The organism is Arthrobacter sp. OV608, from assembly GCA_900110595.1.
In the GTDB taxonomy this organism is placed as follows: Bacteria; Actinomycetota; Actinomycetes; order Actinomycetales; family Micrococcaceae; genus Arthrobacter.
On sequence record FOEZ01000018.1, the window covers coordinates 52,347 to 77,314 of the forward strand.

The following is a 24,968-nucleotide window of genomic DNA, read 5'->3' on the forward strand; positions in this document are numbered from 1 at the left end:
AAGAAATGCGCCCCCGGCAGTCGCGGCACTAGATTTGCATCCATGACTGAAGCCACCACCGCAGAGCGCCGCGGCACCATCCTGGTAATTAACGGGCCCAACCTGAACCTGCTGGGAACCCGTGAACCGGAAAAGTACGGCACGTCCACCCTTGCTGATGTGGAGGACCTCGCAGCCCGCACGGCAAAGGCGCACGGCTTCGCGGCCGAATGCCTGCAGTCAAACCATGAGGGTGTGCTGCTGGACGCAATCCACGCCGCCCGGGAATCTGCCGTCGGAATTGTCCTTAACGCCGGCGCCTTCACGCATACCTCCGTGGCACTTCGCGATGCCCTCGCAGCGGTCCAGCTGCCCGCAGTCGAAGTGCACATCACCAACGTGCACCAGCGCGAGGAATTCCGGCACCATTCGTTCCTGTCGCCGGTGTGCTCCGCGGTGATCGTGGGCGCCGGGGTATTCGGCTACAAGCTGGCCATCGACTACCTCGCGGAAGTCCTCTAAGCCCGCTTCCTGATACTTCTCTCCGGCTGCCGCTACTGCTGCTGCTCCGCTACTTCTGGATGCACTGCCCTGAAGAAACGGGTGCGCTCAGTGACGCCGCCTGCGAGGCTACCGGGTTGAGGTCATCCATGGTGATGGCGAAGCCCATCTCGGCATCAGAGGTGGCCTTCGCGAAGATCACACCGGCCACCTGGCCGTCCGTGGTCAAGAGCGGGCCGCCGGAGTTGCCGGGCTGGACATTTCCGGCCAGCCGGTAGATGTCCTCCGGCGACGGGTTGCCTCCGTAGATGTCAGGCACCAGAACTGTGGTGATGTCCTGGATGGTGGCGGGCCGGGACTGGAAAGGCCCGCCGTGCGGGTAGCCAGCGAACGCGGCCAGGCTGCCGCTGGGCAGGTCGGCACTCAGCGGCAGCGGCTGGACGGGCAGGTCCTCCACGGCAAGCACGGCGAGGTCATGCCGGGTATCGAAGTAGACAACGCGTCCCGGCATGGCCCCGCCGTCGGACATCTCCACCACCGGCTCCGACACGCCCGCCACGACATGCGCGTTTGTGACCACTCGGTCCTCCGAAACCACGAAGCCGGTGCCGGTCTGGTTCTGCCCGCACTGGTACGCTGTTCCGGCAATTTTCAGGACGGATTCGGCAGCGCGGTTCAGGGCGGGGGTGTCGGTACTGGCGTCCGGCACAGGTACGGTCTGGCCCTGGTCCAGGCCTTCAATCAGGGTGGGGATGCCGTTGCCGATCACTTCCGAGCGCAGCTGTGCCATGGTGGCTTTCACCGGATCCGGGGTGATGTCGTCAATGAAACCGATCACTTTGGATTCGGCCAGCTGCTGCGAAACAAACGGCACACCCAGGGAGCCGATGCTGAAGGCCAGCATGGACATGACCAGGGCCGAAACCACCAGGTTCACGGCGCCGCCCACCAGACGGTCAACAGCCCGCAGGGGCCTGATCCGCATAGCCCCGCGGACCTGCCGGCCGATCATGGTTCCCAAACCGTGGCCCAGTACGACCAGTGCGACGGCGGCGGCCACGATGGCGGTCAGCCTCCACCCCGTATCAGCCACGAAGCCGCTCACCAAGGGGACGGCGAAGAAGGCAGCGATGGCTCCGGCAGCAAACCCGGCAATGCCGCCGACCGTGACGAGGAACCCGTTGCGCAAGCCATAGGCCAGATAGGACAGCAACGCCAGGATCAGGACGATGTCCAGGACAGTCAAGCCGACCACTAAGGCTCCTTATAAGCAGTTGTAGGCTCATTCTAGTGGCGCAGGCTGACAATCTTCTGGGGGCTGCCGGCGGCCCTCCTGCCCGCCGTTAGGGCGTTTTGGCTGCCAAGTTCGTCACAGAACCTTGAAAATTCTGAAACAATGGCACAAGCGCCACAGCCGAAACTTTTATTCAGGAGATTTTATGGACATCGAGGTACTGCGCCGAGCACCACTTTTCGCCACGCTCGACGACGACGCATTCCGTCTGCTGACGGACGAGCTCACCGAGGTGGACCTTTCCCGCGGTGCTTCGGTTTTCCGCGAGGGCGACCAGGGCGACCAGCTCTACTTCATCGTTTCCGGCAAGGTAAAGCTTGGGCGGACTTCCCCGGACGGCCGGGAGTCGCTCCTTGCCATCCTCGGTCCGGGTGAGCTCTTCGGCGAAATGGCCCTGTTCGATCCCAGCCCGCGTACGGCCACGGCCACCGCAGTGTCGGAGACCCGCCTGGCCGGGCTCAGGAACGAGAGCCTGAACAACCTGCTCCGCACCCGCCCCGAGGTTTCCGCGCAGCTCCTGCAGGCCCTCGCCCGCCGTCTGCGCCGCACCAACGATTCCCTCTCCGACCTGGTGTTCTCCGACGTACCCGGCCGCGTTGCCAAGGCACTCCTGGACCTGGCTGACCGCTTCGGCCGCCCGGCCACGGACGGCGTCCTGGTGGCCCACGAGCTCACCCAGGAGGAACTGGCCCAGCTGGTCGGCGCATCACGGGAGACCGTCAACAAGGCCCTCGCCGAGTTCGTCCAGCGCGGCTGGCTCCGCCTGGAAGCCCGCGCGGTGGTCATCCTGGACATGCAGCGCCTCCGCCAGCGCTCCCGCTAGTCGTCGTAGCACAAAGGCCGCCCCAAGGGGCGGCCTTTTGCATGCCCCGACGGTTCCGGCCCCAGGCCGGCATCCTCCGCGTGCTGCTCCTTCGTCGCTCTGACGCACCCTTCCGGATGCCGGACCCCGAGCCTTTCGCGTGTACCCCCTAAAATCGCCCCATCACCTCCTGCAGTCCAACAGACAACCCGCCATCAGCAGGAGGTGATAAAGCCTTGGTACATGACCTGCGAAACGTGGTGGCGCGTCGGATCAATATCTGCGAAAGGTGATGGCGCGTTTGAGCTGCGCGGCCGACTTTCGCGTAGGAGTGCATCGCGACGCATCGGGAGCCGGAGGTCGCCCAGCGACCGCAGGTTCCCTTATGCGGCGTGTCTAAGCGACGGCGAAAGGCAGCCGCGCAGCGAACTCAACCACGGCCCACCAACCACCTCAACCACCGGAGCGGCGTAAAATTGGGGTTAGAGGTGCATGGCGATGCCCGTGGCTATGGTTGTTGTGTTGATCCTGCTGGGCCTGGCTTCCCTTGCCGCGATGGTCGGCACGGTGGTCCTGGTGATCCGGGACGGCCGCGGGCAGATTCCGCTGGAACCATCGGACAAACCGTGGACCGCCGGGAACCTCCCCAGCCGGCCCTATTCGACGCTCCGGCGCATCTAGCCTTCAGGTTCAGCGTTCGCGCTGGGGATCCCCCGCCACTGTCTTGGCCGCCTCGACCTCAAGCAGCAGTTTCCCGTCTTCCTCCACGAGCTGCGGCTGGTAGACGTGCGCCTTGCGCTTATAGCTGAGGTAGGCGATGCAGCCGTTGGCCATGGCCATCTTCTCGAGCATGATCTCGGAGCCCGGCACCAGGAGCTCGCCGAGCGTGCGGCCCACAGTGTTCTCCTGGCCTACCTCGTCGCCTAGGGCAGTTGTATCCCGCCCCGCTATGACCTCGGCAGCATTAACCCAGCGCCCCCACACGCCCTTGCCTTCGAGCAGGGTGGGCTGCTGGTTCAGCGGAACGGTGGCGGCAAAGTAGCGGGTATCGAACCGGCGGTGGGCGAAGTCGGGGCTGCGCCAGTTAACCAGGGACTTCAGCAGGTCCGTCCGCAGCGACAGCCCCCGTTTACCAAGGACCTCTGGGAACGTTTTTTCCTGCTCGGCCACGGCGAGGCGGGCACGCATCCATTCAGCGGAGGATGTTGCTTCAAACGTGGTGGCCATGTCCGGGCCGGCAAGGAGCACGCCGGTCTCCTCGAAGAGTTCCCGGATGGCGCCCGCGACGTGGCGTCGCGCCAGCCCGACGTCGTCCGTTCCCATTTGCTCGGCCCAATGCTGAGGTGAGGGGCCCAGCCAGCCGACGGGGTCGTCGTCGCCGGCGTCCAGTGAGCCGCCGGGGAAGGCGAGGACCCCCAGCGGCGAGGAACCGGGCCGGTATGCCAGCCAGGTTTCCAGGCCGGTGGGGGAATCACGCAGCAGGACAACGGATGATGCGAGGCGGGCAGCCCGAGGGCTCCTCTCGCCGTGTTCAAGCCAGCTCTGCGCTGCCCCTTCAAGGTCTTGAGGGAGTGCAAACAGGCGTCGGGCGAGCTGAGGCAAAGGAAGCGACCGGTCCTAGCTGAATTCGGCTATCAGTTCGACCTCTACCGGAGAGTCGAGCGGCAGCACCGAAACGCCGACGGCGGAACGGGCGTGCTGGCCTGCGTCACCGAGGACGCGGCCCAGCAGTTCAGAGGCGCCGTTGATCACGCCGGGCTGTCCCGTGAAGGACGGGTCAGATGAGACGAATCCCACAACCTTGACGATCCGGGTGATGCGGTCAAGGTCGCCAATGACGCTTTTGACGGCGGCCAGGGCGTTCACGGCGCAGATGGCGGCGTACTGCTGGGCGTCCTCGGGCGAAACAGTGGGCTCGTCGGCGTAGCCTTCGGTGCCGGCTGAGACTTTGCCCGTAGCTGGGAGTTTGCCATTAATGAACGGCAGCTGGCCGGAGGTGTAGACGTGGTTGCCCGAGATCACGGCGGGAACGTAGGCAGCCACCGGGGCGGCAACCTCGGGAAGGGTCAGTCCGAGGTCCGCCAGGCGCTGCTCAACAGCGGAAACGGGCTCGGCGGCGGTGCCGGACTGGGCTTCTGCGGAGGTGCTCATGCTACTGCTTCTCCCTCTTCAGGTAGGCAACCAAACCGTTTCCGTCGGGTCCGGGGACTACCTGGACGAGCTCCCAGCCGTCATCTCCCCACTGGTCCAGGATCTGTTTTGTGGCGTGGATAATGAGCGGAATCGTGGCGTACTCCCATTTGGTCATGAGAGAAAGACTAGTCCTTGCCGGTAAAGTGGAAAACATGGCGACTCGTAAGAACCCATTATTCGACACTGCCACCACCCTCGGAAAGATCCTCGTTTTCCTTGGCGTGAGTGCGATTTGTGGTGTCCTGGTAGCAGGCCTGCTGGTTCCCGCGGCAGCCGTCTCAGGCAGCGCAGCCAGCGGTTCGATCGAGTTCTTCGACACCCTGCCGGCAGAGCTGAAGGTGGACCCGCCCAACCAGACCACCAGGATCCTGGCCGCGGACGGCAGCGAGATCGCCAACGTCTACACGGAAAACCGCACCAAGGTAGCCCTGGAGCAGATTTCGCCGTTCATGAAGGAAGCTGTCATCGCCGTCGAGGACAGCCGTTTTTATGACCACGGCGGTGTGGACACCACCGGCATCCTCCGTGCCCTGGTCAGCACTGCGCGCGGCAACAAGCAGGGCGCGTCCACCATCACCCAGCAGTACGTTAACAACGTCCTCAACGCCAACCTCGCCGCCGAGGGCAACGAGGACCAGATCAAGCTCAACGGTGTCAACAAGGGCGTGGGCGACAAGCTCCGCGAAATGAAGCTGGCCATCGCCCTGGAGAAGGAGTTCAGCAAGGAGCAGATCCTTGAGGGCTACCTGAACATCGTGTTCTTCAACCGTGACGCCTACGGGGTGGAGGCTGCTTCGAGGTTCTTCTTCAGCACCTCCGCCAAGGACCTCTCGCTTCCGCAGGCTGCGCTGCTGGCCGGCCTCGTCAACAGCCCTTCAGCCTTCGACCCCATCAACAACCCGGAGGCCTCGAAAGAGCGCCGGGACCTGGTCCTGGGCCTGATGCTGAACCAGGGCAAAATCACCCAGGCAGACCATGACGCCGCCGTCGCCACTCCGGTGGAAACCAAGGTGACCCCGGCCCGCCAGGGCTGCGCCTATGCGTCTACCGCACCCTACTTCTGCGATTACGTCCTGCACCTGCTTGAGAACAACCCCGCGTACGGCACCGACCTCAAAGAACGCCAGCGTCTGATCTACGGCGGCGGCCTCACCATCACCACCACGCTGGACCCGAACGCCCAGGCAACCGCCCAGGAGCAGGTCAACGCCTCCGCCGGCGCCAACCCGGACAAGTGGGGTGCCGCCATGGTTTCAGTGCAGCCCAACACGGGCAAGATCATCTCGATGGCCCAGAACACCAGCTTCCTGCCGGCCGAGGCGTCCTTCGACTCGCAGGTGAACTTTAACGTGGACAAGCTGGACAAGGACGGCAACGACCTCAACGGCCTCGGCGGCGCGCAGCCCGGGTCCACCATGAAGCCGTTCACGTTCGCGGAATGGCTTAACGAGGGCAAGCCCATGAACACCATGGTTAACGCCGCCCAGCGCATCTACCCGCTGAACTTCCCGTGGCGGAACACCTGCGGGAAGGTGACCGGCGGCTACAGCACCGCGCAAAAGAACCAGGGCCTTGGCACGGCGGACGACCTGCAGAACGCCGAACCCCAGTGGTACAAGCCCCTGTCGGTCCTGGAGGGCCTCTACAACTCCATCAACACCGTCACGTTTGCCTCAGCAGCCCAGCTGGACTTCTGCGGCATCCAAAAGGTGGTTGACGCCGTCGGGCTCCACAGCGGGCTGCCGAACGCAGATGAGCCGAACCCGAAGATCAACATGTCCACCTTGGGCAACCTGCTCGGATCCACGCAGACCTCCCCGCTGACCATGGCCAGCGCGTTCGCCACGTTCGCGAACGACGGCAAGTACTGCGAGGCGATCGCCATCACCTCGGTAAAGGACGGAACGGGCAAGGACCTTCCCGCACAGTCCACCAGCTGCCGGGACGCGATCAAGCCCGAGGTGGCCCGCGGTGTGAACTACGCATTGCAGGAAGTCCTGAACCGTGGCTCCGGCTCGCTGATCCAGCCCCGGATTTCAACGCGCACCAGCTTCCCGATCGGCGCCAAGACCGGTACGTCCAACAACAACGGATCCACCTGGGTTGTTGGCCACACCACCGGCCTGGCAACTGCTGCCTGGTTCGGTGACGCGCTGGGTGCCCAGGACCGTGCCGGCCAGAACATCACGGTCAACGGCAAGTTCTACCCCGGCATTGACGGTTACATGATTGCCGGGCCGATGTTCTCCAACTTCATGTCGAAGGTCGCCCCTGCCTATGGCACGAACCCGTTCCCGGCACCGCCGAGCAACCTGCTGAACGGCGGCGGAACCACGCGCAACACCACTCCCGCCACACCCCAGGCCACCCAGGCACCCACGGCCCCGGCTCCCGCCCCCACCCAGCCTGCCCCGCAGCCGAGCAACAATGGCAACGGAAACGGCAATGGGAACGGGAACGGCTAGCCGCCGATGGTCTCAACCAGTGCTTTGGCAAGCCGCGCCCGGACCATCGGGCGCGGCTTTGCCGTCACCGCAGGGGCCGGGGCAACGGCCGGACTGGCCGCCTTCGGGTACGGCCTGTGGGAGAAGAACCAGTTTGTCCTGCGCGAAGAGACGCTGGACATCCTCCCGCCCGGGCAGGCGCCGTTCCGCGTCCTGCATCTGAGTGACATCCACTTTGTGCCCGGCCAGGACAAGAAGGCAGCCTGGCTGGAGTCCCTTGCCGGCCTTGAACCGGACCTGGTGGTCAATACCGGTGACAACCTCAGCCATGCCGAGGCAGTGGACCCGCTGCTGAAGGCGCTGCGCCCCCTCCTGGAGTTTCCCGGCGTGTTTGTCCCCGGCTCCAACGACTACTTTGCCCCGAGCCTGAAAAACCCGGCGTCCTACCTGCTCGGCCCGTCCAAGGTGAAGCCTAAGCCGGCCCAGCTGGACTGGCCCCGCCTGCGTTCCGGCTTCGGCATGGGCGGCTGGATCGACCTGACCAACCGGCACCAGTCAGTGGTCCTGAAGGGGATGCGGTTCGATTTCTCCGGTGTGGACGATCCCCACCTGAACCGGGAACGGTATGCCGGCTGGCCGCGCGGCACGGTCAACCAGAACGCGGTTCCGCACCTGCGCGTCGCCGTCATCCACGCCCCCTACCAGCGCGTGCTGGACCACTTCACCGAGGACGGCGCGGACCTCCTGCTCGCCGGGCACACCCACGGCGGCCAGCTGTGCATACCCGGGTACGGTGCCCTGGTATCCAACTGCGACCTCCCCACCTGGCGCGCCAAGGGCCTTAATGACTGGCAGAGCAACGGAAGTACGACGCCGGTAAACGTCTCGGGCGGGATCGGCACCTCACGCTTCGCCCCCGTCCGCATCGCCTGCAGGCCCGAAGCGGTCCTGCTGACGCTCACCCCGCCCAACTGACCCCGTTGAGCTATCAGGTTTGGTTCCCATCCAGCGCTTTTGGGGACCAAACCTGATGGCTCATCCGTGGAAGCAGCGAGGAACGGCATTGCAGCACGCAATAACTGGCGAAGCTTCAACGCCGGCGCCCGAAGCCTGTGAATCGTCTCACGCCATGGCATAGGGTAGTTGCTACGGGAAACTACATTCGTTTTAGAGCTTGAGAAGCGGGCATGGCCAAGCAAACTCCTTTTTTTCGTTCCATCCGTCGCCTTTACCCCCATGTCCGGCCGATCATCCCTCGGCTTTTGCTGGGACTTCTCTGCGCGCTGATGGCCAGCGTCGTTGCCCTCGCCATCCCGCAGGTCCTCCGGGTGCTGGTCAACGAATCATTGAAGCCAGGCGGCTCAACGGAAGCGGTGTGGATTTCGGCCGGCCTCATCCTGGTCCTGGGCGTGGCCGAGGCGGGCCTGGTGGCCCTCCGCCGTCAGTTCGTCATCAACCCCGCCACGTCCGTGGAAACCACCATGCGGGTTTCGCTGTACCACCACCTGCAGGACCTGACCGTTTCCTTCCACGACCGATGGGGTTCCGGCCAGCTGTTGTCCCGGGCCATGACGGACCTGAACTTCCTGCGCCGCTGGATGGCGTTTGGAGCGATCATGCTGGTGGTCACCACCCTCACCGTGATCATCGGCATCACGGCGATGTTTGTGATGAGCTGGCAACTGGCCCTCATCTTCCTGGCCGCCGCCGTGCCCATCATGGCCTACAGCTTCCGGTTCCGGACCCGCTTCAGCCGCGTGGCCCGTCGCAGCCAGGACCAGGCCGGCGATCTCGCCACCACCGTTGAGGAATCAGTTCACGGCATCCGTGTGCTCAAGGCGTTCGGCCGCAGCCGGGAGGCGCTGGAGAACTTCAACGAACAAGCCGAGGAACTGCGCCAGACGGAGATCGAAAAAGCACGCCACCAGGCAACGTTCACCATGGTGGTCACGCTGCTTCCCGAGCTCGCCCTCGGGGCCGGCCTGGTGGTGGGTGTGATGCTGTGCGCCGGCGGCCAGCTCAGCATCGGCTCGCTGGTGGCGTTTTTTGCCACCGCCGCGGTGATGGCCTCGCCCGTGGAATTTTCCGGCATGCTGCTGGCCATGGCACTCACGGCCAAGACCGCCGTCGACCGTCACTTCGAAGTGATAGATACACCGAACACCATCACCAGTCCCCCGGAGCCGCGCCGGCCCGGCCAGCTGGCCGGTGCCCTCCGTTTCTCCAATGCCACGTTCGCCTTCGAGGACGCACCGGACAAACCGATCCTCAAAGAGATCAACCTGGACGTCCGCCCCGGCGAGACCATGGCCCTGGTGGGCATCACCGGCAGCGGCAAGAGCGCCCTGATCCAACTGGTTCCGCGCCTGTTCGACGTCACCGGCGGCGCCATCACCATCGACGGTGTGGACTTGCGGGACTTCGACGTGGAAGAGCTCCGGCGGATTGTTGCAGTGGCCTTCGAGGACACCACCCTGTTCTCCAACTCTGTCCGGGACAACGTCCTGCTCGGCGCCCCCGTCCGCAACGATGCCGTCCTCGACGAAGCCCTGGACGTGGCCCAGGCGCACTTCGCGTATTCCCTGCCGGAGGGGGTGGACACCCTCATCGGAGAGGAAGGCCTCAGCCTTTCCGGCGGGCAGCGGCAGCGGATCGCCCTGGCACGCGCCATCGCCGCACGCCCCCGCGTGCTGGTTTTGGATGATCCCCTGTCCGCGCTGGACGTCCATACCGAGGAACTCGTGGAAACGCGGCTCCGGGCCGTGCTGAAGGACACCACCACGCTGATTGTGGCCCACCGCCCGTCCACCGTTGCACTCGCGGACCGGGTGGCGCTGCTCGAGGACGGCCGCATCACCGCCGTCGGCACCCACACCGAACTGCTGGCCGTCAACCACCACTACCGCTACGTCATCGCCAGCCTGGACCAGGAACCCCGCGACCTGGACTCAGAGCTGTCCGCCCTTGAAGACCAGGCAGAGGAAGTGACCCGATGAGCACCGCAACCTTCGGTACGGCCAACGAGGACAACCCACACCTGAGCAAAAGCGACAGCCGGGCAGTACGACGCCGATCGCTGGCTTTGCTGCGCTCCCTGATCCGGCCGGTGCGGCTGCGGTTCTGGCTCACGATTGCCATGGTGGTCCTGTCGCAGGCTGCCCGGGTGGCCGGTCCCGCGCTGATCGCCTTCGGCATCGACCACGCACTGCCCGCCCTGCAGGCCGGAGACAACCTCCCCCTGGTGTTCACCGGCGTCGCCTATCTGCTCGCAGCCATAGCGACGGCGGGACTCACCGCCCTGTATGTGACCTCCACGGCGAAACTCAGCCAGGCCATGCTCCTGGACCTGCGCCTGCGGGTGTTCCGGCATACGCAGCGGCTGAGCCTGGAGTTCCACGAAAAATACACGTCCGGACGGATCATTGCCCGGCAGACCTCGGACCTGGAGGCACTCCGCGAACTCCTGGACTCCGGCGTCAGCTCGCTGGCGTCCGGCATGTTGTTTATGATCTTTACCGCCGTCACGGTATTCGCCCTGGACTGGCGCAGCGGCCTGCTGGTGCTGGCCGCAGGTGTTCCCATGTTTTTCCTGGCCCGCTGGTACCAGAAACACTCGCAGATCGCGTTCCGCGAATCCCGGGTGGTGTCTGCGCGGCTGATCGTGCACTTCGTGGAGACCATGACCGGCATCCGCGCGGTCAAGGCCTTCCGCAAGGAGCAGGAGAACGCTGACCGCTACGGCCAGCTCGCCGAAGACTACCGGCTGGTTACTGTCCGTTCCATCAACCTCAACGGCATCTTCCAGCCGGGGCTGGTGCTGATCGGGAACGTGTGCGTGGCAGTGGTCCTGTTGTTCGGTGGTTTCCGCGTGCTCACCGGCGACCTTGCGGTGGGTGTGCTGCTGGCCCTCATCCTGTCCACCAAACGGTTCTTCCAGCCGGTGGACCAGATGGCGATGTTCTACAACTCCTTCCAGAGTGCCCAGGCAGCATTGGAGAAAGTATCCGGGCTCCTCGAGGAAGTGCCCACCGTCCGCCCGCCCAGGAACCCGGTAGCCCTGCAGAACGCCAGGGGCGCCATAGATTTCAAGGACGTCGAGTTCCGCTACGGCGACGGGCCGCTCATCGTGCCCCGGCTGAACCTGCACATTCCCGCGGGCCAGACGGTAGCACTGGTGGGCCAGACGGGGGCCGGGAAATCAACCCTCGCAAAACTGATCGCCCGCTTCTACGACGTCTCCTCCGGCTCCCTGACCCTGGACGACGTGGACCTGCGCAACCTCAGCACCACGGACCTGAGGCGGAACATCGTGATGGTCACCCAGGAGGCCTTCCTGTTCAGCGGGTCCGTGGCTGACAACATTGCCCTGGGCCGGCCGGAGGCATCCCGGGCCGAGATTGAGGAAGCAGCGAAGGCGGTAGGTGCACATGACTTCATCTCGGACCTGCCCGAGGGATATGACACTGATGTCAACAAGCGCGGCGGCCGGGTCTCATCCGGGCAGCGCCAGCTGATCAGCTTCGCCCGGGCGTTCCTGGCCCGCCCGGCAGTGCTGATCCTGGACGAGGCCACCTCCTCCCTGGACATCCCCTCCGAAAGGCTCGTGCAGAACGGACTGGCCCGGCTGCTGGCGGGCACGGACGCCGCCAGGAGGACCGCCCTGATCATTGCGCACCGCTTGTCCACGGTGGAAACCGCGGACCGGGTGCTGGTGGTGCACGACGGCCGGATCGTCGAGGACGGATCACCCGCGGAGCTGATTGGCGGCGGCGGACGTTTTGCCGACCTGCACGGTGCGTGGAAGGACTCGCTGGTCTGACGTGCCGGATACCAGGCTGCGGGCATCTTTCATGAGTCAACGCGCAGGATTTCGCATCGGGACCCCGCATCGGCTATTCTTGTAAAGTTGCTTTTGCAGCGGATCGGGATGTAGCGCAGCTTGGTAGCGCGCTTCGTTCGGGACGAAGAGGTCGCAGGTTCAAATCCTGTCATCCCGACCACAATGAAGGAGGGTCTCCCACGGGAGGCCCTCTTTTGTGTTCCGTGACCTCCGGCAGAACCCTGGCCGAACGGTAACTTTCCGGTAAAGGGAAAGGCCCCGGAGCAGTTGCTCCGGGGCCTCCCTCGCCTCCTGTGGTGAGGAAGCTAGTTACGCGGGATCAGGCCAGTTACCGATATAGGTGGTGACTTGGGTGTCGGTGCTCTTGTCCTTCTTGACCTTCTGGGAAGCCGGATCAGGCCAGTTCCCAATGGCTACGGAAGTACCGGAGTTGTCAGCCAGTGAACCCGCAGACAGTACGGCCGGAGCCGCTGCGGAAAATGCCAAGGCCCCCGCCAGCACGGCGGCGGCAGCAATTTTCTTCAACATAGATATGTTCCTCAATACGAGTCGGATTCGTTACAAAGCCAGCACTGTCCTTGTTGACACCCATTGTAAAATGTTTTCCACAGGGACTGTCAAGCATTCGTCAAACTGACTGTCCGGAAGAGGAGGAAATCCCGTGGGCAACGGATTCGGGGAGAAGCTCCGGGCGGAGCGGCTCGAACGGGGATTGACACAGGCCGAACTGGGCAAGGACCTGTATTCACCCAGCTACATTTCATTGCTCGAGACCGGCCGGAGGGAACCGACGGCCGAGGTCATCGAGGAACTGGCGCGGCGCCTTGAATTGGCGCCCAAGGCCCTCGAAGCCTGGAGCCAGCCAATTACCGTCAGCGATGCTGAGTACGTCCTGGCCGGCCTCTATGCCCGCCAGGCCTGGGACCTGCGTGACTACCCTTTGGCGGCAAGCCACGCCGCCACGGCAGCCCAGATCGCCCTCGAGGGCAAAAACACCAGCGCCTGGTGGAACATGACCTACATGCAGGCCGAGTGCCTGATGAAGCAAGGCGAACTGCGCGAATGCCAAAAGATCATCGAGCGGCTCCTCGAGCACCCCATGGCCACCGAATCAGTGGGCCTGGGTGTGCGGGCGCGGCAAATGCTGGCGGCCGTCTGCCACGGGCAGGGGCAACTGGCGGTGGCAGTCCAGCACGGGCTTGAAGCTGTGGAGCTCTCGGCCAGGCTGCCGAGGAATTCGACAGTGCTCATCGGCGCCCACCGGATCCTCATCGGCGCGCTGGCCGAAAGCGGACGGCTGGACGAAGCCTGGAAGTACTGCATGGCGCTCTACGAACAGGTGGACGAACACGCGATGTCGCAACTGGCCGGGGAGGTGGCCTGGGTCATTGGCAACGTCGCGTTTATGCGGCATGACTACGCCGAAGGGGTCAAGCACCACGAGCGGGCCGCGAAGCTCCTCTCCCCCGCCAATGACATCGAGCTCTGGGCGCGGTTCAACAAGGCCTCCGCCGCGGTGCGGCTGTCGTCGGGAATTGTCGAACCCGAAACCCTGTCCTCCATCGAACGGGCAGAGCTCGCCTTCTCCATCGTGGGAGGAACCAAGAGCGACGAACTGGAGGTCGCCTTCATCCGCGCCCGCTGGCTGTACCTGACCGGGGACATTGTTGCCGCCGTCGAAAAGCTGAGGGAAATCCACGCTGAGCGCGACGCCCTCGCCAAGCACACGGCCGGAGAGGTTTCACTGCTCCTGGGCAAGTCCCTGAAGGCCGCCGGCGAAGCGGACGAGGCACTGGTCCGCCTCGAGGAAGCCCAGAAGGCGTTCAGCGCCGCAGGAGCAGCGGACCGTGTCCAGCAGGCATTGGACGCGGTCCTGGAAATCCGGCTGGCCCAGCAGCGGGCCGCGGCTGCCGCCAAAGCCAGCTAAGCTGCACCCGCTCGCCCGGAGCCGCTGGGGCTCCGAGCAAGTGAGGACGCGTCAGGCGAAGCTTTTCCCGGTCAGCTTCTCGTACGCCTCAACATAACGGCTCCGCGTCCGGTCTACCACGTCAGCAGGCAGCGCCGGCGGAGGCGTGTCCGAAGACCTGTCCCAGCCCGATTCGGCCGATGTAAGCCAGTCCCGGACGTACTGCTTGTCGTAAGACGGCTGCGCCTGCCCCGGCTGGTAGGTGGAGGCATCCCAGAACCGCGAGGAGTCCGGCGTCAGCACTTCATCACCCAGGGTGATCGAACCGGAGACGGCGTCGTAGCCGAACTCCACCTTGGTATCGGCGAGGATGATCCCTTGCTCCCGCGCCACGGCCTCCGCCTTGGTGTAGATCTGCAACGTGAGCTCGCTCAACCGGCCTGCTATGTCGTCACCCACCATGGCCACCACGGCGTCATAGGTGATGTTCTCGTCGTGCTCGCCCACGGCTGCCTTGGCCGACGGCGTAAAGATGGCGTGCTCCAGCCGTGACCCGTCCACCAGGCCCTCCGGCAGCGGGATGCTGCACACGGTTCCGGAGGCGCGGTATTCCAGCAGGCCCGAGCCGGTGAGGTAGCCGCGGGCGATGCACTCCACCGGGAACATGTCCAGCTTCTTGCAGATCATGGCCCGGCCTTCCACCGCCGCCGGGACCCCGTCCTCCACGGTGGAGGCCAGCACGTGGTGCTCCACGTCCAGCTGGTCGAACCACCACAGGCTCAGCTGGGTGAGGATGCGCCCCTTGTCCGGGATTTCGCTGGACAGGACGTGGTCAAAGGCGCTGATACGGTCGCTGGCCACCACCAGGACGCACTCCTGGCCTACGCGTTCGACGATGGAATCGTCAGCCGGCTCGTAAAGGTCGCGCACCTTGCCGGAGTAGACGTGCTTCCAGCCCGGCAGGTCCAGGGTGGTGGTGCTGAAGCCGCGTGCTGCGGGAGTTTCGCTCATGCTATGCCTTCGCGTTGGTAATGGGCAGGGATCCGGTGGCGCCGGCCGATACCCTGATCTCGCCCCGGGCGGCCTTGCGGCCGATGTCCGTGCGGAACTGCGAGCCTTCCAGCTGAACCAGCTCCACGCCGTCGTACGCCTTTTCGCGCGCCTCCACCAGGTCGCTGCCCAGCGCCACGACGGCCAGGACGCGCCCGCCCGCGGAGATCACCTTGCCCTCCTCATCAAAGGAGGTCCCGGCGTGGATCACGTGCACGCCTTCGAGTTCCTCCACCTTCTTCAGGCCGCGGATGCGGTCACCGGTGCGGGGCGTGCCGGGGTAGTTTTCAGAAGCGACGACGACGGCGACAGCAGTTTCCTTCGACCAGCGCAGCTCTTCTGCCTTGTCCAGTTCGCCCTTGGCAGCTGCCAGGAGGAGGGCGCCGAGGGGGGTCTTGAGCCGGGCCAGCACGGCCTGGGTTTCCGGGTCACCGAAACGGACGTTGAATTCGATGACGCGGGTGCCGCGCGAGGTGAGGGCCAGTCCGACGAACAGTACGCCTACAAAAGGAGTGCCGCGGCGGGCCATCTCGTTGACAGTCGGCTGGGCGACCCGCTCAATGACCTCCTGGACGAGGCCTTCGGGGGCCCACTCCAGTGGGGTGTACGCGCCCATGCCGCCGGTGTTGGGCCCTTCGTCGTTGTCGAAGATCCGCTTGAAGTCCTGGGCGGGTGAAAGCGGGACCGTGTTCTGGCCGTCGCAGAGGACAAAGAGGGAAACCTCCGGGCCGTCGAGGAACTCTTCGATCACCACGGAGCCGCCGGCATCGAAGCACGACTGCGCATGGGCCAGGGCTTCGTCGCGGTTCCTCGTGACCACTACGCCTTTGCCCGCGGCCAGGCCGTCGTCCTTCACCACGTAGGGGGCGCCGAAGGTGTCCAGGGCTGACGCGGCTTCCTCGGCGTTGGCCGCCACCATGGCCATGGCCGTGGGAACGCCGGCTTCGGCCATGATCTCTTTGGCGAAGGCCTTGGAAGCCTCGAGCTGGGCGCCGGCCTTGCTGGGGCCGAACACCGGGATCCCGGCATTGCGGACAGCATCGGAAACACCTGCTGCGAGCGGCGCCTCCGGCCCCACCACCACCAGGTCCACGGCGAGCCTGGTTGCCAGGGCGGCTACGGCGTCGGGATCGTTGCCGTTGATCCCGTAGGTGGGGACCAGCTTGCTGATGCCGGCATTGCCGGGCGCGGCATGGACCTCGGACACGTTGGGGTCGGCGAGCAGGGAGCGGACAATGGCGTGTTCGCGGCCTCCGGGGCCGATGACGAGTACCTTCACAGTCTCCAAGGGTACTTTGTGCACCCAGCCCGCTCCTAAGCTGTGTCAGCCGCGGCAAAACAATCCCCGGGGCGGTCCGCTACGAAGCAGTGTTATGAAAAAGCTCCTGAACTGGCTCAAAGGTCCCACTGCCCTGGCCGCGCTGGCAGGCGTGGTGGCTGCCGCCGTCGTCCTCGCCGTGGCCGAGCTGGCGGGAGCATTTTTTACGGCCCGCGCCACGCCCGTGTTTGCCCTGGGGTCCACGTTCATCGATTTCACGCCGTCCTGGATGAAGGACTTCGCGATCGCCACGTTCGGCACCAACGACAAGGCCGCACTTTTTGTGGGCATGGGCCTGACCATCGCCGTGCTGGCGTGCGTGCTGGGTGTGGTGGCCTACCGGCGGTGGGCGCTGGGGGTGCTGGGAGTCCTCTTTATGGGTGCGGTGATCGTGACCAGCGTGGTCACCCGGGCAGGCGTAGGACTGGCCGATGCCATACCGTCGGTGCTGGGAACCCTCGCGGGCCTGCTGGTGCTGCGCGCCCTCATAGCCCCGTTGCGGGGATTGAAAGCCTGGCCCGAGGCACCGGCGAATGTGGCCGACGGCGACCCAAGGCACTCCGGGGCCAGCCGCCGTCGTTTTTTCGCCGCTGCCGGAATTACCGCGGCCGCAGCCGGCATAGCCGCAACGGGCGGCCGCCTCGTGGGTGCGGCCCGGAGCAACATCGCCAAGGCGCGGGAAGCCCTGCAGCTGCCCGCCGCGGTCCAGGCAGCTGCAACTGTTCCTGCGGGCGTCCAGTCCCCGGTGGCCGGTGTCCCGCCCTGGCTGACGCCCAACGGCGAGTTCTACCGCATCGACACTGCCCTCAGCGTCCCGGAAATCAATGCAGATGACTGGGAGCTGCGGGTGCACGGGCTGGTGGAGGAAGAGGTCCGGCTCACCTTCCAGGACCTGCTCGACGCCGACCTGATCGAATCGCACGTAACCCTCACCTGCGTTTCCAATCCAGTGGGCGGCAACCTCGCCGGCAACGCGAAATGGCTGGGCCTGCCCATCCGCGACGTGCTGAAGCGGGCGCGGCCCAAGGACGGGGCGGACATGGTCCTTTCCACGTCCATTGACGGTTTCAGCGCTTCCACGCCCCTGGAGGTGCTGCAGGACGGGCGCGATGCCATCCTGGCGATCGGAATGAACGGTGAGCCGCTGCCCCTTGAGCACGGCTACCCGGTGCGGATGGTGGTTCCGGGCCTGTACGGATTCGTCTCGGCCACGAAGTGGGTGGTGGACCTGGAGGTGACCAGGTTCGCGGACAGCAAGGCCTATTGGACTGAGCGCGGCTGGTCCGAGCGCGGGCCCATCAAGACCATGGCGCGGGTGGACGTCCCCAAATCGTTCGCCAAGGTGCGCGCCGGGAAGGTGGCCGTGGGCGGCACCGCCTGGGCGCAGACCCGGGGCATCACCAAGGTGGAACTCAAGATCGACAACGAGGACTGGGTGGAGGTGGACCTCTCCGCGGAAGCGTCCCTGGCCACCTGGCGCCAATGGTCCTATGAATGGGACGCCACGCCCGGCCCGCACTACCTCAAAGTCCGCGCCACGGACGGCACGGGCGAGGTGCAGACGGAGCAGCGCGCCGATCCGGTTCCCGACGGCGCCTCGGGCTGGCAGTCCGTGATGGTCACCGTGGAGTAGCCGGGCATCCGGAACGATGGCCCCTAGACTGGCAGCATGCCGCATAACCCGCATGCCACCTTTACCGTGGACTCCGCCGTCGAACTGGCCGTGATCGAGCGCAGCGGCTTTGTGGAATCCCGGCACATCGGCTCCGCCGTGCTCCTGGCCGCCGACGGCTCCGTAGTCACTGAACTGGGCGACATCAACACCCCCATCTACGCCCGGTCTGCCCTGAAGCCGTTCCAGGCGCTGGCGTCGATGCAGGCCGGCGTTCCGCTCCGCGGTGCCCAGGTGGCGCTGGCCTGCGCGAGCCATGTGGGCTCCCTGGACCACATGGACGTGGTGTCCGGAATGCTCAAAGCGGCCGGCGTCCGGGAGGACCAGCTCCAATGCCCGGAAGCGTGGCCGCAGGATGAAACCGCCCGGAACTGGCTGGTCCGGTCTGACCGCGGCAGGTCGAAGCTGGCCTTCAACTGCTCCGGGAAGCACGCCGCATTCCTGTGGGCCTGCACGGAAAACGGCTGGGACACGCACAGCTACCTGGAGCCCAACCATCCGCTGCAGCAGCAGGTGCGCAGCGTCATCGAGGAGTACACGGGCGAAAAGATCGCCCACCTGGGAATCGACGGCTGCGGCGCGCCCGTGGCGGCCGTTTCGCTCAAGGGCCTGGCGCGGGGCTTCTCGCAGCTGGCCAAGGCGCCGGGAGACCAGAGCTTCAACGCCCGGGCCGCCACCATCGCAACGTCCATGCTGGACTACCCGTGGGCCGTGCAGGGCCGCGGCGAGGCCAACACCATTGTGATGGACGAGCTGGAAATCATCGCCAAAATCGGGGCGGAAGGCGTGCTGGCCATGGCCACGCCCCAGGGCGTTTCCGTGGCTGTCAAGATCCTGGACGGGAACCTGCGGGCCACCTCCCTGGTGGCACTGACCTTGCTGGCCGCCTCCGGGGCCGTGGAGATTCCCGGCGTAGCCAGTGTGCTGGAAAAGGTGGTTGAGCCGGTGCTGGGCGGCGGCCGGCCCGTCGGAAAGATCCGGCTGGGCCCGGCCGTCTCAGCCCTCCTGGACTGACTCATTCGAACCACTGATTGAAGGAAGACTTGAAACATGCCTGTAGCCCGCCGTCGTATTGACGTTCAAGAAGGCGCCGCCGCGGTGGAGGCGTGGCGGAAAGCTGCCGGGCCGTCGTCGGACGCTCCTCCGGTTCCGCGCACCGTGCTGGCCACCGCAGTACGGTACACGCTGGAGGAAGTGACCGCCCGGGCGCCGGGAAATTCAGTGGAAGTGCGCGTGCCGCCTTTCGGCGTCACGCAGTGCGTGGAAGGGCCCCGCCATACCCGCGGAACGCCGCCCAACGTGATCGAGTGCGACGCCGCCACCTGGCTTGCGATGGCGACCGGCCTGATGGGCTGGGCGGAGGCAGTCGCGGCCGGCAAGGTGGCCGCTTCAGGCCTGCGTGCCGACCTCTCAACCCTCCTGCCGCTGTAGCACTTTCCTAGCTGATTTTGCGGCGGTAGATGGAGATCGCAAACGCGTAGGCGATGGCGAGTATGCTCACCAGCCACGCCAGGGTGATCCAGATGTCCGTACTCACCGGTTCCTGGGCGAACAGGGCCCGGATGGTGTTCACGATGGAGGTCACGGGCTGGTTCTGGGCGAACCAGGCCACTGGACCGGGCATCGATCCGGTGGGCACGAACGCGGAGCTGATGAACGGCAGGAAGATCAACGGGTAGCTGAAGGCACTGGCACCATCGACGCTTTTCGCGGAGAGCCCGGCGATCACGGCGATCCAGGTCAGCGCCAGGGTGAACAGGACCAGGATGCCGGTTGCCGCCAGCCAGGCGGCCGGTGATGCTCCGGTACGGAACCCCATGAGCAGCGCGACGCCCACCACCACGGCCACTGACACCAGATTCGCTGCCAGCGAGGTGAGAACATGCGCCCAGAGCACACTCGATCTTGCAATCGGCATGGACTGGAAGCGTTCGAAGATGCCGCCCTGCAGGTCCAGGAACAAGCGGTAGGCCGTGTAGGCGACACCCGACGCGATGGTGATGAGCAGGATGCCGGGCAGCATGTAGTTGACGTACGATCCGCCGGTGCCCGTATTGATGGCGCCGCCGAACACGTATACGAACAACAGCATGAGCGCGACAGGAGTGACAGCGGTGGTGATGATCGTGTCGGGGCTGCGCAGGATGTGGCGCAGGGAGCGGCTGGTGAGCACTCTGGTGTCGCCCAGGACGTGGCTGGTCATTGGGGTTCCTTTCCTGCTGGGACCGGGCTGCCGGCAGGGTTGGTGCCGGAGGGACCGCCCTCACCGGTGAGGGCGAGGAAGACGTCCTCAAGGGACGGCTGCTTCTCGACGTATTCCACTTTTGCGGGCGGGAGGAGCCGCTTGAGTTCAGCGAGGGTACCGTGCTGGACGATCGTGCCCTTGTGCAGGATCGCGATCTGGTCGGCAAGCTGTTCCGCCTCGTCCAGGTACTGGGTGGTGAGCAGCACCGTGGTGCCGCTGTGGGCGAGTTGTTTCACGGTCTGCCACACCTCGATGCGCGCCTGGGGGTCCAGCCCGGTGGTGGGTTCATCGAGGAAGATGACCGGCGGGTTGCCGATCAGGCTCATCGCAATATCGAGCCGGCGGCGCATGCCGCCCGAGTAGGTCGATGCCTTGCGGGGCCCGGCCTCGGTGAGTGAGAAGCGGGCCAGCAGGTCGTCGGCGATGCCGGCCGGGTTCTTCAGGTGGCGCAAGCGGGCGATCAGGATAAGGTTCTCGCGGCCGGTGAGCACTTCATCGACTGCGGCGAACTGGCCGGTGAGGCTGATCGACTCACGCACATCGCCCGGGCTTTCGGCAACGTCGAACCCGTGGACAACCGCGGTGCCTGTGTCGGCTTTGAGCAGGGTGGACAGGATCCGCACCAGGGTGGTTTTGCCGGCACCGTTTGAACCGAGCAGCGCGAAGATGCTCCCCCGCTTCACGTCAAAGTCGACGCCCCGGAGCACCTGCAGGTCCTTGAACGACTTTTCGATGCCCAGAACCCGGATCGCGGGTTCGAGTGCCTGGTCAATGGTCATGGTTCGCCTCCTTTGCAGTGCGGCCTGTAGCGGCGTCGATGGCCTTCGTGAGACGGGCCCGCTCCTTGTCGATCCAGCGCGTGCCGCCATAGGCCTGGGTGAACGTCTCGGCGAACTCCACCGGGTCATCGCCCACAATGTCGGCCACCGGTGTCCCGTCGACGGCGGCGCGTTCCCACAGGTCGGCAAAGTCGCCGAACATCCTGACCATCGTGTCGCCGTCGGTCACTCCGCCGTAGTACATGAAGTACCGTTCGAATGCTTTTGCGGCAGCACGGTGCGGCTCGGGGAGCGCCTCCACGCGGGCCTTGTACTGCTTGAACTGCTTCTTCTGCTCAAGTGAGCCGGTGAGTGCTTCGATCCATTTTGCGGCCATGGCTACTTCTCTCCTTGTTCCTGCGGGTGCCCGATGTGGAGGTGTTCGATCCGTTCTGCCAGGAAGCTCCACGTCTTCCAGAACTCTTCGAGGTATCCGCTGCCCAGTGTGTTCAGCGAGTAGACCTTGCGCGGCGGCCCTTTCTCTGACGGGACCTTTTCGACGTCGACCAGGCCGCGCTGCTCGATCCTGACCAGCAGCGCGTAGATGGTGCCTTCGGCGATGTCGGTGAAGCCCTGGTCGCGCAGCCGCGCCGTGATCTCGTAGCCGTATGCCGGCTGTCCGCCGAGGATCGCGAGGACTATGCCCTCCAGCGTCCCCTTGAGCATCTCGGTCATTTGCTTGCCCATGGAACCCCCCTTCTGCTACTTAGTGACGATGACTACCAGTACATAGTATCGCTGAATAGCAGCTGGTCAAGAGCCTTGAAATGACAGAAGTACCCAAGCGAAGGGCGTCAAGGATTCGTCAAGAAAACGGCCCTTTCCGGGTCACCGATTTCCGCCGGTGCTAGCTTCGGCCCTGAAGGCGGTGCACTGCGCAGCGCTGAAAGGAATGCATGACCACATTGAGCAGGCCTCCGGCCGATCCCTCCGCCCCCAGGCCGCGCGGTGCCGCAGCATTGAGGAACTGGCTCCTGTTCGGACTTCAGGACAGCAAAGGCACGCATCCCGGCCCAGGTGGGACATCGGGAGCCCATGAGAAAAAGCATCCGTGGTGGCAGGTCATGTGCCTCACCGGTGTGGACTACTTCTCCACCCTTGGCTACCAGCCGGCCATCGCAGCCCTCGCCGCCGGGGTGATTTCACCCATCGCGACCCTGGTGCTCGTCGCCGTGACCCTCCTTGGCGCCCTGCCGGTATACCGGCGCGTGGCCGGTGAGAGCCACCGCGGGGAAGGCTCCATCGCCATGCTCGAACGCCTCCTGCCCCGCTGGGGCGGCAAGCTCTTCGTCCTGGTCCTGCTCGGGTTCGCCGCCACCGACTTCATGATTACCATGACCCTGTCGGCGGCGGACGCCACTGCGCACCTAATTCAGAACCCCGTCTCCCCGGAATGGCTGCAGGGCCAAAACGTCCCGGTCACGCTCTTCCTGCTGGCGCTGCTGGCCGCGGTGTTCCTGCGCGGCTTCAAGGAGGCAATCGGCGTCGCCGTCGCCCTTGTTGCCCTCTACCTCGCCCTCAACGCCGTGGTCGTGGCCGTGACCCTGACCCAGGTCTTCGCTCACCCTTTGGCCATGGGCAACTGGTGGACCAGCCTCTGGACCTCCCACGGCAACCCGCTGATGGCGGTCGCCATCGCCCTGCTGGTCTTCCCGAAGCTTGCCCTTGGCCTCTCAGGATTCGAAACCGGGGTCGCCGTGATGCCTCAAGTGCGGGGCGACGGAAAGGACACGGAAGAGAACCCGGCAGGCCGCATCCGGGGAACCCGGCGCATGCTCACCACCGCCGCGGTGATCATGAGCGGATTCCTTCTCACCACCAGCTTCATCACGGTGGTCCTGATTCCGGAGCCGGAATTCCAGTCCGGCGGGCAGGCGAACGGGCGCGCCCTGGCCTACCTCGCCCACGAATACCTCGGCGTCGGCTTCGGCAGCATCTATGACGCCAGCACCATCGCCATCCTCTGGTTCGCCGGTGCTTCCGCCATGGCAGGACTGCTGAACCTGGTCCCCAGATACCTTCCCCGCTACGGCATGGCTCCAGGATGGGCCAAAGGAGTCCGGCCCCTCGTTCTCGTTTTCACCCTGGTCGGGTTCCTCATCACCTTCCTCTTTGAGGCCGACGTCGACGCCCAGGGCGGTGCGTATGCCACCGGCGTCCTGGTGCTGATGACTTCAGCAGCCGTCGCCGTCACCCTCTCGGCCCGACGACGCCACCAGAACAAACGCACCGTTGGCTTCGGAGCGATTGCCGTCGTCTTTATCTACACCACCGTTGCCAACATCTTTGAACGGCCCGAAGGCATCCGCATCGCGGGAGTCTTCATCCTGGGCATCATCGTGATCTCCCTGCTCTCGCGGGTCCGCCGCTCCTTTGAACTTCACGCCACGCACGTGCACCTGGACCGGGAGGCATTGGAGTTTATGTCCGATACCCTCGAAGGCCCCATCGCCATCATTGCCCATGAGCCGCTCCGGACATCCGCGGAGGCTTACCGCGACAAGCTGGCTTCGGCCATCGAAGTCAGCCACCTCCCCCTCGCGCAGGAGGCGCTGTTCCTGGAGGTCATCGTTGACGACTCCTCCGACTTCGAGACCGAACTCTACGTCCGAGGTGTGGTCCGCCATGGCTACAGGATCCTCGAAGTCCACGGGCCGGTGGTCCCCAACACCATTGCCTCTGTCCTGCTCCACATCAGGGATGTCACAGGGCTGATGCCCCACATCTACTTCCGCTGGACCGAGGGCAACCCGGTCTCCAACCTCCTGAGGTTCCTGTTCCTTGGCGAAGGGGAAATCGCCCCCGTAACCCGCGAAGTGCTCCGTGAGGCCGTACCGGAGGTGACCAACCGCCCGTGGGTCCACGTCGGCTGACCTGAAAGGACGGGCCTGTCCGAACGCGTCCTTCCGGTCAGCCGCGGCCGGGTTAGCCCCGGCCGATGAACGGCATGCCGGCGGCGGTGATCACCACGGACCCCACGCTTGCCGAGGGCGGCATGTTGGCCATCATCAGGACGGCGCGGGCAGCATCCTCTACAGGAAAAGTGGGTTCCACCCGGCGGCTGCCGTCTGCCTGGAGCGCGCCTGCGCCAACCCCGATAGTGTCCATGATGTCGGTGGCTGTGTTGCCGATGTCGATCTGTCCGCAGGTGATTCCGAAGTCCCGGCCGTCCAATTCGATGCTTTTGGTCAGCCCCGTCATGGCGTGCTTGGTGACGGCGTAGGCCACGGTGCGGGGCCGGGGCGAGTGCGCGGAGATGGAGCCGTTGTTGATGATCCGTCCGCCCTGCGGATCCTGGGCCTTCATGGCCCGGACCGCCGCGGCGGCACACAGCATGGAGCCGGTGAGGTTGACCGCCACGGTGGCGTCCCAGTCGGCCAGGGAGATCTCGTCCACGCTGGCCGCCGGACCGAAAACGCCTGCGTTGTTGAACAGCAGGTCCACGCGCCCCCACTTCTGGCGGGTGGCCTCGAAGAGGTGCTCGACGTCGTCGGGCCGGGTCACGTCGCAGGTGACCGGTAGGGCATGGGGATGGCCGTCCCCCGTCTCCATCAGTTGAGGCTCCCGCCTGCCGGCGAGGGCAACGCCGTAGCCGTCGGCCAGGAGCAGGCGGGCCACGGCCCGGCCGATGCCGGAACCTGCTCCGGTGACTACAGCGACGCGCTGGGTCTGTTTGGGCATGCTCATCAAGTTCACCTCGGGTGTGGTCACATTTGAATCCTAGAGCCTCCGCTTCTAATCTCGTAATACAGAATTGTTTTCCCACAATACGAAAACATCAAGCCAGCATTCGACGACGAAAAGAGGCTGCCGTGGCTGCAGGAGAAGATACCTCCCATATCCTCAGCGGGTTGACTAACCAGCTGCCTGATCGTGATCCGGAAGAGACCGCCGAGTGGGTTGAGT

General features: G+C 65.1%; 24 protein-coding genes and 1 tRNA gene. 13 read left to right on the top strand and 12 right to left on the bottom strand.

Going from position 1 to position 24,968, the window contains the following annotated elements; all coding sequences use genetic code 11:
• Positions 1 to 42: 42 nt before the first annotated feature.
• Positions 43 to 501, top strand: a complete 459-nt coding sequence (gene aroQ / locus BMX78_RS18555; protein ID WP_091422633.1) for a type II 3-dehydroquinate dehydratase — start codon at positions 43 to 45, stop codon at positions 499 to 501.
• 49 nt (positions 502 to 550) lie between these two features.
• Here aroQ and BMX78_RS18560 read toward each other — a convergent pair whose 3' ends face one another.
• Positions 551 to 1,735 carry a MarP family serine protease gene (locus BMX78_RS18560; protein WP_091422634.1) on the bottom strand — a complete coding sequence of 395 codons (1,185 nt, stop codon included), beginning with the start codon at positions 1,733 to 1,735 and terminating at the stop codon, positions 551 to 553.
• A 184-nt stretch (positions 1,736 to 1,919) separates the two neighbouring features.
• Between BMX78_RS18560 and BMX78_RS18565 the strand changes: the two genes are divergently transcribed.
• Together BMX78_RS18565 and BMX78_RS18570 are read left to right on the top strand one after the other, a co-directional pair.
• Complete coding sequence (locus tag BMX78_RS18565) at positions 1,920 to 2,597, top strand: Crp/Fnr family transcriptional regulator (RefSeq protein ID WP_091422637.1); 678 nt, start codon at positions 1,920 to 1,922, stop codon at positions 2,595 to 2,597.
• A 483-nt stretch (positions 2,598 to 3,080) separates the two neighbouring features.
• Positions 3,081 to 3,257 carry a hypothetical protein gene (locus BMX78_RS18570; RefSeq protein ID WP_286139141.1) on the top strand — a complete coding sequence of 59 codons (177 nt, stop codon included), beginning with the start codon at positions 3,081 to 3,083 and terminating at the stop codon, positions 3,255 to 3,257.
• A gap of 9 nt (positions 3,258 to 3,266) precedes the next feature.
• Here BMX78_RS18570 and BMX78_RS18575 read toward each other — a convergent pair whose 3' ends face one another.
• The 3 genes from BMX78_RS18575 to sp36 are packed head-to-tail and all read right to left on the bottom strand — an operon-like array spanning position 3,267 to position 4,884.
• Complete coding sequence (locus tag BMX78_RS18575; protein ID WP_091422642.1) at positions 3,267 to 4,178, bottom strand: NUDIX hydrolase; 912 nt, start codon at positions 4,176 to 4,178, stop codon at positions 3,267 to 3,269.
• Positions 4,179 to 4,193: 15 nt separating this feature from the next.
• The gene (locus BMX78_RS18580) at positions 4,194 to 4,727 is read right to left on the bottom strand and encodes a RidA family protein (protein ID WP_091422644.1); all 534 of its coding nucleotides are present in this window, start codon (positions 4,725 to 4,727) and stop codon (positions 4,194 to 4,196) included.
• A gap of 1 nt (position 4,728) precedes the next feature.
• Positions 4,729 to 4,884 (bottom strand): Sp36 family protein, encoded by a 156-nt coding sequence (sp36, locus tag BMX78_RS18585; RefSeq protein WP_003797879.1) that lies wholly within the window; start codon positions 4,882 to 4,884, stop codon positions 4,729 to 4,731.
• Between the two features lie 37 nt (positions 4,885 to 4,921).
• On the opposite strand from sp36, the gene BMX78_RS18590 reads away from it, so the two are divergent.
• The 5 genes from BMX78_RS18590 to BMX78_RS18610 all read left to right on the top strand — a co-directional run bounded on the left by BMX78_RS18590 (position 4,922) and on the right by BMX78_RS18610 (position 12,213).
• Complete coding sequence (locus BMX78_RS18590) at positions 4,922 to 7,234, top strand: transglycosylase domain-containing protein (RefSeq protein ID WP_091422711.1); 2,313 nt, start codon at positions 4,922 to 4,924, stop codon at positions 7,232 to 7,234.
• Between the two features lie 6 nt (positions 7,235 to 7,240).
• The gene (locus BMX78_RS18595; protein ID WP_091422646.1) at positions 7,241 to 8,188 is read left to right on the top strand and encodes a metallophosphoesterase; all 948 of its coding nucleotides are present in this window, start codon (positions 7,241 to 7,243) and stop codon (positions 8,186 to 8,188) included.
• Positions 8,189 to 8,400: 212 nt separating this feature from the next.
• A complete protein-coding gene (locus BMX78_RS18600) occupies positions 8,401 to 10,209 on the top strand; it encodes an ABC transporter ATP-binding protein (protein ID WP_091422648.1) in 1,809 nt (602 codons plus the stop codon).
• Positions 10,206 to 12,032: an ABC transporter ATP-binding protein gene (locus tag BMX78_RS18605; protein ID WP_091422650.1), complete on the top strand. Its 1,827-nt coding sequence runs from the start codon at positions 10,206 to 10,208 to the stop codon at positions 12,030 to 12,032. Before BMX78_RS18600 ends, BMX78_RS18605 begins: the two co-directional genes overlap by 4 nt.
• Before the next feature lie 104 nt (positions 12,033 to 12,136).
• Positions 12,137 to 12,213, top strand: a tRNA-Pro gene (locus BMX78_RS18610).
• A gap of 149 nt (positions 12,214 to 12,362) precedes the next feature.
• Here the strand turns inward: BMX78_RS18610 and BMX78_RS18615 are convergent.
• A complete protein-coding gene (locus BMX78_RS18615; protein WP_091422654.1) occupies positions 12,363 to 12,581 on the bottom strand; it encodes a hypothetical protein in 219 nt (72 codons plus the stop codon).
• A 133-nt stretch (positions 12,582 to 12,714) separates the two neighbouring features.
• Between BMX78_RS18615 and BMX78_RS18620 the strand changes: the two genes are divergently transcribed.
• Entirely contained in the window at positions 12,715 to 13,980 is a 1,266-nt protein-coding gene (locus BMX78_RS18620) for a helix-turn-helix domain-containing protein (RefSeq protein WP_091422657.1), read from the top strand.
• A 51-nt stretch (positions 13,981 to 14,031) separates the two neighbouring features.
• On the opposite strand, the gene BMX78_RS18625 is transcribed toward BMX78_RS18620, so the two are convergent.
• Together BMX78_RS18625 and purD are read right to left on the bottom strand one after the other, a co-directional pair.
• Positions 14,032 to 14,970: a phosphoribosylaminoimidazolesuccinocarboxamide synthase gene (locus BMX78_RS18625; protein ID WP_091422660.1), complete on the bottom strand. Its 939-nt coding sequence runs from the start codon at positions 14,968 to 14,970 to the stop codon at positions 14,032 to 14,034.
• Position 14,971: 1 nt separating this feature from the next.
• Positions 14,972 to 16,288 carry a phosphoribosylamine--glycine ligase gene (purD, locus tag BMX78_RS18630; protein ID WP_091422714.1) on the bottom strand — a complete coding sequence of 439 codons (1,317 nt, stop codon included), beginning with the start codon at positions 16,286 to 16,288 and terminating at the stop codon, positions 14,972 to 14,974.
• Between the two features lie 94 nt (positions 16,289 to 16,382).
• Between purD and BMX78_RS18635 the strand changes: the two genes are divergently transcribed.
• The 3 genes from BMX78_RS18635 to BMX78_RS18645 are packed head-to-tail and all read left to right on the top strand — an operon-like array spanning position 16,383 to position 19,430.
• Positions 16,383 to 17,960 carry a molybdopterin-dependent oxidoreductase gene (locus BMX78_RS18635; RefSeq protein ID WP_170850875.1) on the top strand — a complete coding sequence of 526 codons (1,578 nt, stop codon included), beginning with the start codon at positions 16,383 to 16,385 and terminating at the stop codon, positions 17,958 to 17,960.
• A gap of 36 nt (positions 17,961 to 17,996) precedes the next feature.
• A complete protein-coding gene (locus tag BMX78_RS18640; RefSeq protein ID WP_091422664.1) occupies positions 17,997 to 19,013 on the top strand; it encodes an asparaginase in 1,017 nt (338 codons plus the stop codon).
• 36 nt (positions 19,014 to 19,049) lie between these two features.
• A complete protein-coding gene (locus BMX78_RS18645; protein WP_091422668.1) occupies positions 19,050 to 19,430 on the top strand; it encodes a sterol carrier family protein in 381 nt (126 codons plus the stop codon).
• A gap of 7 nt (positions 19,431 to 19,437) precedes the next feature.
• Here the strand turns inward: BMX78_RS18645 and BMX78_RS18650 are convergent, their stop codons facing one another.
• Genes BMX78_RS18650 through BMX78_RS18665 form a run of 4 tightly spaced genes read right to left on the bottom strand, consistent with a single transcriptional unit; the run spans position 19,438 to position 21,749 of the window.
• A complete protein-coding gene (locus BMX78_RS18650) occupies positions 19,438 to 20,202 on the bottom strand; it encodes an ABC transporter permease (RefSeq protein ID WP_091422670.1) in 765 nt (254 codons plus the stop codon).
• Positions 20,199 to 21,023 carry an ABC transporter ATP-binding protein gene (locus tag BMX78_RS18655; RefSeq protein WP_091422675.1) on the bottom strand — a complete coding sequence of 275 codons (825 nt, stop codon included), beginning with the start codon at positions 21,021 to 21,023 and terminating at the stop codon, positions 20,199 to 20,201. Before BMX78_RS18655 ends, BMX78_RS18650 begins: the two co-directional genes overlap by 4 nt.
• Positions 21,013 to 21,399, bottom strand: a complete 387-nt coding sequence (locus BMX78_RS18660; protein WP_091422678.1) for a DUF1048 domain-containing protein — start codon at positions 21,397 to 21,399, stop codon at positions 21,013 to 21,015. The genes BMX78_RS18655 and BMX78_RS18660 overlap by 11 nt, the downstream gene beginning before the upstream one ends.
• 2 nt (positions 21,400 to 21,401) lie before the next feature.
• Positions 21,402 to 21,749, bottom strand: a complete 348-nt coding sequence (locus BMX78_RS18665; RefSeq protein ID WP_091422681.1) for a PadR family transcriptional regulator — start codon at positions 21,747 to 21,749, stop codon at positions 21,402 to 21,404.
• Positions 21,750 to 21,958: 209 nt separating this feature from the next.
• Between BMX78_RS18665 and BMX78_RS18670 the strand changes: the two genes are divergently transcribed.
• Entirely contained in the window at positions 21,959 to 23,935 is a 1,977-nt protein-coding gene (locus tag BMX78_RS18670; RefSeq protein ID WP_091422686.1) for an APC family permease, read from the top strand.
• Between the two features lie 52 nt (positions 23,936 to 23,987).
• On the opposite strand, the gene BMX78_RS18675 is transcribed toward BMX78_RS18670, so the two are convergent.
• Positions 23,988 to 24,749 carry an SDR family oxidoreductase gene (locus tag BMX78_RS18675; protein WP_091422717.1) on the bottom strand — a complete coding sequence of 254 codons (762 nt, stop codon included), beginning with the start codon at positions 24,747 to 24,749 and terminating at the stop codon, positions 23,988 to 23,990.
• Positions 24,750 to 24,968: the final 219 nt, after the last annotated feature.